General features: G+C 62.2%; 9 protein-coding genes. 3 read left to right on the plus strand and 6 right to left on the minus strand.

What is annotated here, in order from left to right; genetic code table 11:
- Positions 1–76: 76 nt before the first annotated feature.
- Positions 77–976 (minus strand): hypothetical protein, encoded by a 900-nt coding sequence (locus tag BW14_RS10275; RefSeq protein WP_140463537.1) that lies wholly within the window; start codon positions 974–976, stop codon positions 77–79.
- Positions 977–1530: 554 nt separating this feature from the next.
- On the opposite strand from BW14_RS10275, the gene dcd reads away from it, so the two are divergent.
- Together dcd and BW14_RS10285 are read left to right on the plus strand one after the other, a co-directional pair.
- On the plus strand, positions 1531–2112 hold the full coding sequence (gene dcd / locus BW14_RS10280) for a dCTP deaminase (RefSeq protein WP_044090290.1): 582 nt from the start codon (positions 1531–1533) through the stop codon (positions 2110–2112).
- A 102-nt stretch (positions 2113–2214) separates the two neighbouring features.
- A complete protein-coding gene (locus BW14_RS10285; protein WP_140490532.1) occupies positions 2215–4191 on the plus strand; it encodes an FIVAR domain-containing protein in 1977 nt (658 codons plus the stop codon).
- An 80-nt stretch (positions 4192–4271) separates the two neighbouring features.
- On the opposite strand, the gene BW14_RS10290 is transcribed toward BW14_RS10285, so the two are convergent.
- The 3 genes from BW14_RS10290 to BW14_RS10300 form a co-directional block, all read right to left on the minus strand.
- Positions 4272–7265, minus strand: a complete 2994-nt coding sequence (locus tag BW14_RS10290; RefSeq protein ID WP_044090292.1) for a cation-translocating P-type ATPase — start codon at positions 7263–7265, stop codon at positions 4272–4274.
- A gap of 397 nt (positions 7266–7662) precedes the next feature.
- On the minus strand, positions 7663–8481 hold the full coding sequence (locus BW14_RS10295; RefSeq protein WP_140463541.1) for an alpha/beta hydrolase: 819 nt from the start codon (positions 8479–8481) through the stop codon (positions 7663–7665).
- Positions 8482–8650: 169 nt separating this feature from the next.
- The gene (locus tag BW14_RS10300) at positions 8651–9949 is read right to left on the minus strand and encodes an MFS transporter (RefSeq protein WP_238567082.1); all 1299 of its coding nucleotides are present in this window, start codon (positions 9947–9949) and stop codon (positions 8651–8653) included.
- Between the two features lie 165 nt (positions 9950–10114).
- Between BW14_RS10300 and rlmB the strand changes: the two genes are divergently transcribed.
- The gene (gene rlmB, locus BW14_RS10305; RefSeq protein ID WP_044090295.1) at positions 10115–11104 is read left to right on the plus strand and encodes a 23S rRNA (guanosine(2251)-2'-O)-methyltransferase RlmB; all 990 of its coding nucleotides are present in this window, start codon (positions 10115–10117) and stop codon (positions 11102–11104) included.
- 167 nt (positions 11105–11271) lie between these two features.
- On the opposite strand, the gene BW14_RS10310 is transcribed toward rlmB, so the two are convergent.
- Together BW14_RS10310 and BW14_RS10315 are read right to left on the minus strand one after the other, a co-directional pair.
- Positions 11272–12681 carry a DUF4032 domain-containing protein gene (locus BW14_RS10310; RefSeq protein WP_044090296.1) on the minus strand — a complete coding sequence of 470 codons (1410 nt, stop codon included), beginning with the start codon at positions 12679–12681 and terminating at the stop codon, positions 11272–11274.
- Positions 12682–12997: 316 nt separating this feature from the next.
- Positions 12998–14125 (minus strand): ABC transporter ATP-binding protein, encoded by a 1128-nt coding sequence (locus tag BW14_RS10315; protein WP_044090298.1) that lies wholly within the window; start codon positions 14123–14125, stop codon positions 12998–13000.
- Positions 14126–14342: the final 217 nt, after the last annotated feature.

Consider the following 14342-nt stretch of genomic DNA (forward strand, 5'->3'; position numbering starts at 1 on the left):
TTGCTTAACGGCAACGTCCATCAGAGGGGCCAGCACCACATGACAATTGTGAAACGGACCGCTAAGCAATCACCGATCACTGACCGGCATCGGCGTTCGTGCCGGAGCCGGCACCATCAGTAGCATCGGCATCAGCAGCGCCATCGTCGGCAGTGATGTTCTCGATGTCACCGCCCCACTGCTGCTGCAGCTTGGTGATGTTGTCGGCCTCGGCGAACACCATCCAACGTTTGCCGACCAGCAGTCGCCAATCGCCCCGGGCCTTCTCGTTATTCGAATACTGTGCCAGCAGCTCGGCGATCTTCACCTTGATCGGGGCCTTGCCCACTGCGGCCATCGTCTCGGACTCGAACGAAACGAACGCCATACGCGGCTCTGCGCACATCTGTACTGTTGAGACACCGGGCAGACCGCCCGTATCCATACCCTGCCAGCCGGCCGTGCACGTGCCGGCGGCCTGTTCGATGCCCTGTTCCATCTGCTGGGTGCTCTCCACCGGGGCTTTGTCGTTATCCGGCAGAATCAAACCGTCCGGGAACAGTACGCCCACGGCCACACCGACCACCAGACACGCACAGGCCAGCACCATGCATACGATGCCGCCCCCACCGACACCTCCGTGCGTCGAGCTGCGCGGCATGGTGGAGCGCGCGCCGATCACGAACATCAGAGTGAGCCCTATGAGCACCGCGGCGGCGACCGCAATGTACCGGCCGGGCATGTCGACGAGGAAAGGAATGGCATAGGGCGCGATCTCATGTACGGCGGATGCCGCACCCGCCGCAACAGCAAGGAGACCCGTCACCAGCGCCAAACGCCGCAGCACCTTCGATGCAGGACTGTCTACTCTCAGTCGCGCCGCGCGTCTGCCTGAAGGGCGCGAACCTTGGCGACCGCCGCGCGCGCTCCGGGACCGGGGAGCGTCCTCATACTCCGCACCGTCGAAAAAGTCGTATTCCTCGTTGTTCTTCCCCATAAGAGTTCCCTCTCGTCCGGCTGATTGCCAGTATATCGCTGTAGGGCCGAGACGGTCGTCATCCCATGGGATGAACGCGAGACCGGCGGAAGGCGTTATAGACGATCCCCGTTTCGCAGCAGCGACGCAAATTCTCGAAAACAACCCAATGTTCGAGAATTTCGTGCACTGACCGACTCCCAGCGACGCAAATTCTCGGGAGATGGGCAATTCTCGAGAATTTCGTGCACTGAGGGATCTCAGTGCGAGTATCCGCAACTGCAAGCATCGGCGACGCCTGCGCAAAAAAGAACCCCGGCGGGTTGGCGCCGGGGAGAGAAAGGAGAGAGAAGAAGAAAGGGGTTCAATTATCGGGAACTGCTGCTGTTCCTGATCAGCTTTCCGCTGACATTTCTTATATAACCACTGGTTTCTGTGTCTAATGCTGATGTTTTCTGGGAATAACCTGAGAATCTCAGTATCCTGCGCGCACGCCCTCCCGCGACTACCGCATGCTGTGTTTCCGCACTGGGCGCTAAACTTGACCGCAGTATTGTCATTCAAGGAGTTTCTCTATGCTGCTGTCCGACCGCGATATCATCGCCGCACAGTCCGCTGGTCATATTTCGCTCGAACCGTGGACTCCCGAAATGGTGCAGCCCGCTTCCATCGATGTCAGGCTGGATCGGTATTTCCGCCTCTTCAACAACCACGCCTACACCTATGTCGACCCTGCCGAGAATCAGGGGGCGCTCACCGAACAGTTCGAGGTTGGCCCCGATGAGCCCTGGATCCTGCATCCCGGCGAGTTCGCATTGGGATCCACTTGGGAATATGTGAAGCTGGACCCGACTATAGCCGCACGACTTGAGGGCAAGAGCTCGCTCGGACGTCTGGGCATCCTGACCCATTCGACCGCGGGTTTCATCGACCCTGGCTTCGAGGGGCACATCACGCTTGAGCTGTCGAACGTCTCCACGCTGCCGGTCAAACTGTGGCCTGGCATGAAGATCGGCCAGATGTGCTTCTTCCAGTTGAGCTCGCCGGCCGAGCATCCGTACGGCTCTGCAGGTACCGGCTCACATTATCAGGGCCAGCGCGGCCCGACACCGAGCCGCTCATACGTGAACTTCTACCGAGCTCATATCGACGACTAATCCGTATACCGACCGGCCGCTGATGTGTGGAACATCGGCTCGACCGGTTGGCTGGCGCTTCGGCATCAATGCCGGAGCACTCATGTACGCCAAGGAGATGCAATGACCAACAGTGATGGCGGTTTTCAATTTGACTTCCAGCAGCATCAGGAACCAATCAAGCCGGTAGTGCCTCCCCTGCCGGGACAGGGAGCTTCTGCACAGCAGCAACCGCAGGGATCCGCTGCAAAGGATCCCGCTGATCAGGAGCCGACGGCATGGCCTTCCCTGCAGTGGCCCGATTATGGTGCCGCTGCAACAGGTGCCGCCGCGACCGGCACAGGCGTTGCAGGCGGCGCAGGTGTTGCAGGCAATGTACAGCCCACCCAGGCGATGCCGGCACCGACGTCTCCGGCACCATCCAATTATTCGAGCTCGGCCGATGCGCCGGCATGGGGCACGGTTCCGGTCGCCCGACCGGTACAATCCGCGCAACCCGCGCAGCCGACGCAGCCGGCACAGCAAGCGCAACCTCAGCCTCCGCTCTCCGAGGCGACACAGGCATTCCAGCCATTTCCCGCAACACCGCAGCCGACGCCCGCCCCGGCGCCTCCGACCCAGCCAATCGCAGAACCGGTCCAGCCAATCGCACAGCCGGCAGTCGAATCACAACCAATCGTCCCTGCCGCCGGACAACAACAGTACGTCTGGGATCAGGCCACGCAGAGTTTCCGCCCGGTAGCCCCGGTAGCCCCGGCCGAAGCGTCGGCTCAGCCAATCCAGCCGGCTCAGCAGTCGCCGTACGGCCAGCCCACGCAAGCGATGCCGTACACCCCGCCGACACAACCGCTCCAACAGCCCGTGAGCCCTGAAACCAGTGAAGAAGCCACGCAGCTGTTCCAGCCGACTCAGCCGCCGACGGTTGTCTCAACGCCGAATGCGGCGGTTCCCCCGCTGGGGAGCCCGACATCGCCTTCTCAGGATCAGGCCACGCAGGCGTACTCGCCGCTGGCCCAACCTCCGGCCGTACCGCTGTCCGCCGAATCGGCCGCAACCGCGGCGAACGGCGAGATTCCCGCCGACGAAGAGGCGACGCAGGTGTTCCAGCCGGTGACCAATCCACCCGCTCGTCTCGCCGGCACAGAAGAGCCGGCGCAGCCGCTCCCGCCTGCCATCTCCCCATTCGAGCAGTTCGAAGATGAGGATGATGCCGACTCCGGCGACGGTAATGGCCGAGGGCAGCATAACGGCGGCGCCGACAAGAAGGATACGCGCAAGATCGCGATCACCGCGGCAATCGTGGTGGTAGTAGTCGCATTGATCGGCGGCCTGTTCCTGTGGCGATCCAACAGCAGCAAGGTCAGTCAGGCAGCCGCGCTGACCGAATGCAAGGTGGTTGCCAAGCAGTACGACGCAGCCAAGAAGAAGCTGGAAAGCGCCGTGACCAAGGGGCAAAGCACCTCTCAAACAGCCAAAGGCAAGGTGGCGGACAGCACGACCATCGATACGCTGAACGCCGCCGTGGAGAAGGGGCAGAACCCTGCAGACACCGCCAGCTGCAATTCCAACCTGTCCGCAGACCAGCTCAAGCAGCAGGTCAAGGACATGCAGGGGAACGTCGACACGGTGACCGACCAGACGGATGCCATCAACAGCGCCATCAAAGCCGTGACCGCCTCGCAGAAGACCGCTGACGCCGATGCCAAGAAGAGCAAGCTCAGCTCGGCTGTTTCCCAGGCACAGGCCACGTTGACCGGTTCCGCTGGCAGCGTCGCGGATGAGAATACCCGCACCGCCCTGCAGACGGCGATCACCACCGCGAACAACGTGATGAACAGCTCGAATCCGTCCGACGCCGATATCGACAATGCCATCTCCGCCTTGCAGAAGGCGGAATCGGATGTGAACGCCTCGATGCAAGCCAAGCAGAAGGCGGACGCTGAGGCCAAGGCCAAGGCAGACGAAGAAGCGAAGAAGCAGGCCGAGGAAGAAGCCCAGCAGCAGCAACAGCAGCAACAACAGAATGGCAACGACCAGTCCAACGGAGGCGATCAGTCCACGGACGGCGGCGACAGCTCCACCTCCGGATCGACCAACTGAACTAAGCTCTCGACCATTGAGCCGTAGTAACGGCCGGCCGCCCCTCATTAGGGAGCGGCCGGCCGTTATGCTTCCAGCGACTACTTCCTGGCCATGGCGCGCAGCACGGCCTTGCGCAGCTCGGAAGCCACCAGCACAATGGCCGCCAATCCGATGCATTCCAGCCATGCCAATGCGCTCAGAGGCGTGGTGCCGAACGCCGAATTCAGGAACGGCACGTAAATCACCACAAGCTGCAGCACGATCGAAAGCCCGATCGCGCCCCACAGCCACTTGTTGGAGAAGAGACCGACGAACGCGGACTGCAGGTGGGAGCGGGAGGCGAGCGCGTTGAACAGCTGGGCGAACACGAGAATCGTGAAGCCCATCGTGCGCGCCTCGACCATCTGCGCCTCATGGCCTACGGCCTCCACCGAACGGTCGGTGAACAGGCCTCCGGACAGATGCATGTCCATGCCGATCAACGTGACGATGGCCATGATGATGCCGATGTAGACGATGTCGCCCCACATCGAGGCGTCAATCACGCGGTCAGTGACGCGGCGGGGCTTGCGGCCCATCACGTCATCGGTCTGCGGGTCGACGCCCATCGCGAGCGCGGGCGCGGCATCGGTCAAGAGGTTGATCCACAGCAGCTGCGTGGCGAGCAGCGGCACGGTGACGCCCACGGTCTCCGGCTGGCGGATGCCGAGGAAACCGGCCAACACCACGCCGAGGAACACGGTGAACACCTCGCCCACGTTCGAGCTCAGCAGGTAGCGCAGGAACTTGCGGATGTTGTCGAAGATCACGCGGCCTTCGCGCACGGCGGCCACGATGGTGGAGAAGTTGTCGTCCGCGAGGATCATCTTGGCGCTTTGCTTGGTGACCTCGGTGCCGGTGATGCCCATGGCCACGCCGATGTCCGCAGACTTGACGGCGGGGGCGTCGTTGACGCCGTCGCCGGTCATGGCCACGATGTTGCCTTGGCGTTGCAGGGATTCGACGATCTTCAATTTATGTTCGGGTGCCACTCGCGCGTATACGGAGACGTCTGCGGTGGCCTTGTCGAGTTCGGCCTCGCTGCCCAGCTGGTCGAGCTGGTCGCCGGTCAGCGCTTTGCCGTCCTTGGCGATGATGCCCAGGTCGGAGGCGATGCGGGCCGCGGTGAGCGGATGGTCGCCGGTGATCATCACCGTGCGGATGCCGGCGCGATGCGCCTCGGCCACGGAATCGCGGACTTCGGTGCGCGGCGGGTCGATGATGCCGACCATGCCATTCCAGATCAGGTCGGTTTCGATGGCGTCGGCCTGGTCGGCGATGTCCGCCACCTGGCCGGCCGCGTTCACCGTGACACCGGGCACATCGGCAAGGCTGCTGGTCTCCAGCGGACGGCAGGCTTCGCCCAACGTGCGGTATGCCTCGGAGGAGAGCCGTTCGACAGTGGCGAGGATCGACTGGCGGTCGCCTTCGGTGAGTTTGCGCACCTGGCTGCCCACGCGGATGCGGGAGCAGTAGCTCAAAAGCACGTCGGGCGCGCCCTTGGCGAACACGGTGAGCTTGCCGGAGTCGGTGTCGTCCTTGGCGATGATGGACATGCGCTTACGTTCGGAGGTGAACGGAATCTCACCCACGCGCGTGAAGCGCTTCGCCTTGTGGTCCGCCTTGACCTTGCGGGCGGCCACGATCAGCGAGACTTCAGTCGGGTCGCCCACGGTCTCCCAACGGCCATTGGCATCCTGGCGCAGCTCGCCATCGTTCGCCAGCGTGCCGGCGAGCAGCGTGGCCACTACCTCATCGGCCACGACCCGAGCCTGCTCGCTGTCCGAGCCGGAGCCATCGGCCATGACCATACGGCCCTCGGGCGAGTAGCCGGTGCCGGTGATCTGCACCTCGCCAGACGGGGTCACCACGCGCTCCACCGTCATCTCGTTGCGGGTCAGCGTGCCGGTCTTATCCGAGCAGATCACGGATGCGGAGCCCAGCGTCTCCACCGAATGCAGTTTCTTGACGATAGCGTTGTGCGCGGCCATGCGCTGCACGCCGAGCGCGAGCACCACGGTCAGGATCGCGGCCAGGCCTTCCGGCACGGCGGCCACGGCCAGCGAGACGGCGAGCAGCAGGGAGTCGATCACGTCATGGATATCGTGGAACCCTTCCAGCACGGCGAGCGCCACCAGCACCACGACGGCGATGATGCACACCGCGATGCCCAGAATCTTGGAGACGTAGTCCATCTCCTTCTGCAGCGGGGTCTTCTCGTCTTCCGTGGCGGAGAGCATGTCGGCGATCTTGCCGACCTGCGTGTTCATGCCGGTTCCGGTCACTATGGCGCGACCTGTGCCCTGCGTGACGGACGTGCCGTTGAACACCATGTTGGCTCGGTCGCCCAAAGCCTTGGCGGCGGCCAGCGTGTCCGGCTTCTTGCCGACCGGCACGGATTCGCCGGTCAGACTCGCTTCGGCGATGCGCAGGCTCGCCGCGTTCACCAGACGGCCGTCGGCGGACACGGAGTCGCCCTCGGCAAGCACGATGATGTCGCCGGGCACCACGTCGACGGTGTTGATGCGCTGTACCTTGCCGCCGCGCATCACCGAGGTCTGAGGCGCGGTCATTTGGGCGAGCGCCTCCACCGCGGCCTCGGCCTTGGCCTCCTGGATGTAGCCGAGGACGGCGTTGACGATCAGAATCAGCACGATGACCAGCGCGTCGAACGGGAGCGCCTCTCCCCCTTCGGCACCGGGTACGGCGTTGGCTTTCTCGATGAACCAGGCAATCACCGAAATCACAGTGGCGGCAAGCAGCAGGTACACCAGCGGATCCTGGAACTGGGCCAGGAACTTCTTCCATTTCGGTACGGGCGGAGCGCTGGCGAGTTCGTTCGGGCCGAATTTGGCCAGTCGGCGGCTGGCTTCCTCTTCGCTCAGGCCCTGTTTCGGGTCGACATTCAGGGCTTTGGCCACATCCTCGGCACTTGTCAGGCTGGGATCGGCGTCGCCGAGCAGGGCCTGCTGGGCGCGCACTTCTTCTGATTCCGCGATCTCGTTCGTTGCGGTCGCGGATAGTGTGGACTGATCTGTAAGGCGATCATCCATGATGTTCTCCTTGGTATAGCCGCGGAGTAATCAGTTCTGCGAGCGCACCGGGTTATCTCCCCCGATCATCGCAGGACTGCGCGGTTATGGACATCGACGCAACTGCTGCCGATGCATACGGTTGCTATTATTCCATAACCGATAGGTGCGCTTGGCGTACAGCGTAATGGTGTTTTGCCTAGTGGGCAGGATCGTAAAAATTGAAGGATTAAGCTTTTTCTCTCCCCCAGTCAGCTTCGCTGACAGCCCGTCCTGCAATCAGGGACGCGCTGCGCGCGGCATCCAACTGGTTCGCCTGCCGGCTCACACGCTGCCTACAAACAGCTCCGCTGTTTGCTTCACGGCAACGTCCCATCAGAGGGGGCCAGCACCACACAACAAATATCGGGACGGACCACTAGAACAGTCGCCGCAACCAGGCTTCGGCCAGTTCGGGCCAGCATTGCACGGCCGGCACGATGTGTTCTGCACTGCCGTGGTAGGCGGTCTCCTCATTGGCCAGGGAAAGCCCGTGACGTCCTTCGGGGAACAGATGGGCCTCGACGCTCACGCCGGCTACCCGGCAGGCCGCGATGAGCATCAGCGTGTTCTCCACAGGCACGGTGGCGTCGTTCATCGTGTGCCAGACGAACACAGGCGGCGTCTTGGCATCGATATGCTTCTCGATTGACAGCTTGTCGCGCAGCGCCTGATCATGATCATGCGCGCCCAGCAGGTATTGGAAGCTGCCGCGATGCGCGTATTCGCCGGATGTGATTACCGGATAGGCGAGCATCAGCGCATTCGGGCGCACCTCGTCCGGATCGTATCCGTGTTCGTGCAGATCGTCATCGCCGGCCGTGGTGGCGAGGTTCGCCGCCAGATGCCCGCCTGCGGAAAAGCCCATCACGGCGATTCGTTCGGGGTCGGCGTGCCATGCTTCCGCGTTCGTACGAATCAACCGCATGGCCTCGGCCGATTCGACCAGCGCCACCGGGTAATGGCTGCGCCGCACCGAATACCGCAGCACGAACACGTTGAAGCCTTTGGCCAGAAAACGCAGGGCCACCGGCTCAGCCTCGCGGTCGGAAGTCATGACATATCCGCCGCCGGGGAGAATCAGGATTGACGCGCGGACTCGGCCCGGCTGGAGATCCGGGCTGTCGTCCGGCACATAGCCGATGAATTGCGCCTCGCTGCCGTCGAAGCCGGTAATGGTCTGCTGAATGTACTGCATTGCGCCCCCTGCAGGTCGTGCATCAAAGTGCTCACGCGATTGGTGCCCGCGTGTTCAGGAATCATGATAAATGCGCGACGGTACGGAGACGGAGCGGCATGATGCCTTTCGCCGCGCATGTGACATGTGTATCGCTTTGCCGCAAGCATCCACCGGCGGCAGTGGGTCGTCAGTCCGGATCCGCGGCTGTGGTGGCAGCATCGCGCAGGCTGGCGGCCATGGCGCGGTCGCGCGCGGTTTTGGTCAGGCGCAGGCCGATGGTCACTGCAATCAAAACGATGGTGCAGGCGATCCACAATACGCGCCCGCCGAAGCGGCTGATCATCCAGCCTCCGGCCAGCGGGGCCAGCGCGATCGAGAGCGACCACAGCACGTTGTACATACCCTGATAGGTGCCGCGCGCATCAGCCGGAGCCAGTGCGGCAACCGTAGTGGTGGCGATGGGGAAGGTGCCCAGCTCTCCCAGCGTCCACAACATGACGGCGAGCGCGAAACCCGCCCACGAGTCGGCCACGGTCTGCACGGCGTACCCGATTACGGTCACGGCGAGGCCGGCGATCAGCACACGGGAGTTGCCCATGCGCGCGAACAGCTTCATCGCCGGGACTTGCAGCAGACACAGCATACCGCCGTTGATCGTGAGCAATACCGAATAGTCGCCAAGGTCAAGACCAAGGTCGGTCATGGCGATTGGCAGACCTGACGTGCTCTGGAAATAGACGAGGAAGTATCCGAACATCAGTACCGAGAACATGAGGAAAGGCACGTCGGTCATGGCGCGACGCCAGTTGCGCAGCATGGAGGCTTTGGCGTCGGCCCGGGCGGTGGCGGCCGGTGCTGCGCCGGCATCACCGTCCAGAGCAGCATCATCGGTCAGAGCAGCATCATCGACCAGGGCAGCGGCAACGGTCGCGGAGTCCCCAGTAGCGCGTCCTGAGCCATCCCACGGTTTCGGCACAGCGATTCCCAGATGCCTGACCTCGCGGAAGAAGGCAATAAGCAGCACAGTGACGCCTACCATCACGGCCGCCTCGACATAGAACATCAGCGAATACGACACCTTGACCAATTGATTGGCCACAATCGGACCAATCGCATACCCACAGTTGATGGCCCACGACTGCAGCACATACGCGCGCTGTTGACGTTCGGCGGGCACCACATCGGCGATGTAGGCGGCGATTGCCGGGCTCGGCAGCGAAGCGAACGCGCCATACACGAACAACGCCGCGCCCAACGACACCGGCTCGACCAGCACCGACACCACCAGCAAGGCTGCCGCCGCGCCGATCTCACCGATGATGATCATGGACTGGCGTCCGAAGCGGTCGGACAGCATGCCGCCGAACAGGCAGCCGATGATCGCGCCGAAGCCGTACATGGCCACCACGGCACCGACCACGCCTTCATCGATATGCAGCGCGGACACCAGATATATGGAGAGGAATGACGTGACGAAGCGCCCCATCCACAGGATCAGAATCGCCAGCCAAAGCCCCCAGTACAGCGGGGACAGTCCAAATATCTCGCGTTGCTTCTTCGCCTCTTGTCTCACCTCTGATACTGTACTCGCGATGCATGCGCGCCGGGCTCGGGCAGTCATTTGGCGCGGGGTGCTGGGACAATGTCACCTATGGCTATGAAAAAGGGACCGACCAAGGGGTCGGGTGGAAAGCATCGTAATAAGTTGAAGGGCTATGGCCCCACGCCGAAGGCCGAGGACCGCGTGTATCACAAGGCGTATAAGGCCAAGCAAATCGCCGAGCGTCGTATGCGCTCCGACCCGCGTCTGGCGGCCCGCCGTCGCGTGGACAAGTTCGCGTCGGCCGACACTTCCGACCTGGTGTTCGGCCGCAATTCCGTGCTGGAGGCGCTGCGCGTGGGCGTGCCGAGCTCCACGCTGTACATCATGTCGCGCATCGAGCACGATGACCGCACGCGCGAAATCGTGAAGATCGCAGGCATGAACGGTCTGCACATGCTGGAGGCCGACCGTCTGGAGATGGATCGCATCGCCCGCTCGGGCAACCATCAGGGCGTGATTCTGAAGGTGAATCCGTACCAGTACTCCTCGTTGCATGAGCTGGTGGAGCGTGCCGAGAAGAAGGCGAAGGCCATGGAGGCCGTGAATTCCGCGGCCATGCGGATCGCTTCGCGTCCGCTGTTCATCGCTTTGGATGGCGTGACCGATCCGCAGAACCTCGGTGCAGTGATCCGTTCGGCCGCCGCATTCGGCGCGAACGGTGTGATCCTGCCGGAGCGCCGCTCCGCATCGGTGAACGCCGCGGCATGGAAGGTGTCCGCAGGCGCGGCCGCGCATATGCCGGTGGCCCGCGTGGTGAACCTGAACAAGGCCATCGAAGGGCTGAAGGAACGCGGCTATTACGTGGTTGGCCTGGACGGCGGTGGCGACAAACTCGTCGGTGAAACCGGTTTTGAGGCCGATCCGCTTGTGGTGGTGCTTGGCTCCGAGGGCAGCGGCCTGAGCCGTCTGGTCCGTGAGGCTTGCGACGCCATCGCCGGCATTCCGATCAGCTCAACGGTGGAGTCGCTGAACGCCTCGGTGGCTGCCGGCATCAGCCTGTACGCCGTGGCACACGCCCGCCGCGAAGCCGCGAAGTAATCGCAACCGCAATTATGCACCGCTTATAGTGAAGCCCCTCAATGCGAGGGGCTTCATGCTTAATGGCTCCAGCAATTTCGGACTTGCCTACGGCAAGCCCAACCCACCCTCACTCGGCTACCGCCTCGCTCGGGGCTCGCCTACGGGCAACCCACTGGGTTGCCCGCTTAACGGCTCGCCCATACAGCCGCGTCGGGGTCGTCATCGGGGTTGTAGCCGTCGTCGGCGTTGTAGGTGTATTCGTCGTCAATCACACCGGCATCGGCTTCGGCGTTGAGCTCGTCAAGGGCCTTCTTGTCGAGCTTGTAGTTCGGCAGGACGTTGTCGATGTAACTGGTCACGGCCTCACCCATCGGCACATCATGGCCGGCCTTCTCGGCGAGGAACCAACGGTGGTCGAGCACCTCATGGAAGAACTGCGCCGGCTCGATCTGCGTCCGATATTCCGGCGGAATCATGCGCACGGTCGGCTCGTACACCTCGCGCATCCAATCGGTGGCCACGATCTCGAGGTCCTCGCCGTCGCGCCACGTGGACGCGCGGTAGGCGTCAAGGTCATTGAGCAGGCGACGGGCCTGATTCTCCTGCACATCCAGACCGGTCAGACGCAGCAGCTTGCGGTTGGCATATCCTGCATCCACCACGCGCGGACGCACCAGCACGCGCTTGCCATCCTCAGCGGTCTTCATCTCAAGCTCGTCCACGTCGAAGCCCAGCTCGTTGAGCTTGTTGACACGCTGCTCGATCTTCCACATCTCGTCCGGCCCGAACTTATCGGTGTCGGTGAGCGCGCTCCACAGCGAATGGTACCGATCGACCAGACGGTTGCCAACCTCGATCTCGTCCACATCGCTCGGCAGCAGACGTCCGGAGGCAAGGTCCATCAGTTCGCCGATGATGTTCGTGCGGGCCAGATCGATATCGTATTCACGCTGGCCATCGGTGAGCTGCACCTGCAGGTCACCGGTCTCGGCATCCACGAGGAATGCGGAGAATGCGTCGGCATCACGCAGAAACAGTACGTTCGAGAGGGACACGTCGCCCCAATAGAAACCGGCCAGGTGCAGTCGCACCAACAGCACCGCAAGAGCATCGATCAGTCGCTCCGCAGTATCATGCTGCAGATTGCGCGCGAACAGCGCACGGTACGGCAGCGAGAATCGCAGATGTCGGGTCACCAGAATGGCCTCCAGCGGCTCGCCGTTCTTGTCATGGCGGCCGGTCACCACGGCGATCGGGGTCACGGTGGGCAGCTCGAGCTTCTGCAACCGGCGAAGAATCTCGTATTCCCGCTCGGCGACCTGACGGGTGATCTCCTTCATGGCGTAGACTTCGTCGCCCACGTGCACGAAACGCACAACGTGGCGGGAGATGCCTCGCGGCAGGTTGGCGAGCAGCTCCTCGGGCCATGTGGCCAACGGCTTATGCCAGGGCAGCGTGAACATCTTCGGGTTCGAGCTGGCGGCGGTGATCTTCAATGCCTGCGGTTCCACTGAATTGGCATGTTCGTCTTCGGCTTTGACAGACGTGGCCTTCAGTGCGCGCGGATCCATCTGGGGCAATGCATTCAACTCCATGCGTTCGATTTTACGTGTGCTGCAGGATGTAGGCCATGCAATGACACCCCATGCCGGCAAGTTCGGCATAAGAAAAGCTCTATTAAACAAGAATTGACATATGCTTGCGGACTACCCCTCAGTCGGCTTCGCCGACAGCTCCCCTGACAAGGGGAGCCAAGGAAAGGATCTATGTCAATTCTGGTTTAACAGAGAAAAAGAAAAGCCCCGCAGCTATGCAGGGCTTTTCCAACGAGGTTATAAGAGAGGAAGAGAAATAACCTCGTTTAATGGTTGGCAAAGCCGCAAGGCCTTACCAAGTGTTGATACTGATCGCTCAGTTCAGACGCAGCTCGGTCGACGGAGCGAACAGGTGCATCTTGGCCGGGTCGATCTTGATCTTGACGGTCGCACCGACCTTCGGAAGCGCACGCGGGTTCACACGAATCGTGGTGAGCTTGTTCTGGTCGGACATGACCTGGGAGGCCTCGGCGGCGGAGCCATCGGTGATGATGTTGCCGTAGATGTAGCCATCGGAGCCCAGATCCTCGACGTTGACGACCTTCAGGGAGAAGGCGTTCGGGTCGTCGGAGGCGGCCAGGCTGGCGTCCTCAGGACGGAAGCCGACCACGATCTGGTTGTTGTCCTCGGCGGTCAGCTTGTTGACGGCCTCGGCCGGCAGATCAACAGTGTCCTCACCGATCTTCGCCTTGCCGTTGACCACCGGGTGGGTGTTCAGGTTCATCGACGGGGAGCCGATGAAGCCGGCGACGAAGACGTTGGCCGGGCGATCGTACAGCTCGGTCGGAGCGCCGACCTGCTGCAGGATGCCGAGCTTGATGACGGCGATGCGGTCGCCCATCGTCAGAGCCTCGGTCTGATCGTGGGTCACGTACAGGGTGGTGACACCCAGCTGACGCTGCAGAGCGGCAATCTGGGTACGGGTCTGGACACGAAGCTTGGCATCGAGGTTAGAGAGCGGCTCATCCATGAGGAAGACCTTCGGCTCACGAACGATTGCACGGCCCATGGCCACACGCTGACGCTGACCACCGGACAGAGCCTTCGGCTTGCGGTCGAGGTACTCGGTCAGGTCGAGGATCTCGGCGGCCTTCTCGACGCGCTTGCGGATCTCTTCCTTCGGAGTGCCGGCGATCTTCAGGGCGAAGCCCATGTTGTCGGCAACGGTCATGTGCGGGTACAGAGCGTAGTTCTGGAACACCATTGCGATGTCGCGGTCCTTCGGCTGCATCGTGGTGACATCCTTGCCACCGATGAGGATGCGGCCCTTGTTGACCTCTTCCAGGCCGGCGAGCATACGAAGGGTCGTAGACTTACCGCAGCCAGAGGGGCCGACGAGGACGAGGAACTCGCCATCCTTGATATCAAGATTCAGATCATCCACAGAGGGCTTGTCGTTGCCCGGGTAGATACGAGTGACGTGGTCGAAAACGACTTCTGCCATAATTGCAATCCTTTCAGAGGCAGGTACGTGCCTCACGATCCGTGGTAAAGGGATTTATTCTTTACTGTGCTTCGACCTGTCGCCACCGACTACAACATTGCTTTCGGAAACTGCAAGCTTCAGCGTTTACTTTTTCCGGTTCAGTGAAGGTTCTCTTCGTTGAGCCAAGTTTCACTATACACGGCATATGCACAAAAACAAGGCCCGGAATGCGAAA

It is taken from the genome of Bifidobacterium sp. UTBIF-68, assembly GCF_006408855.1.
Lineage (GTDB): Bacteria > Actinomycetota > Actinomycetes > Actinomycetales > Bifidobacteriaceae > Bifidobacterium > Bifidobacterium reuteri.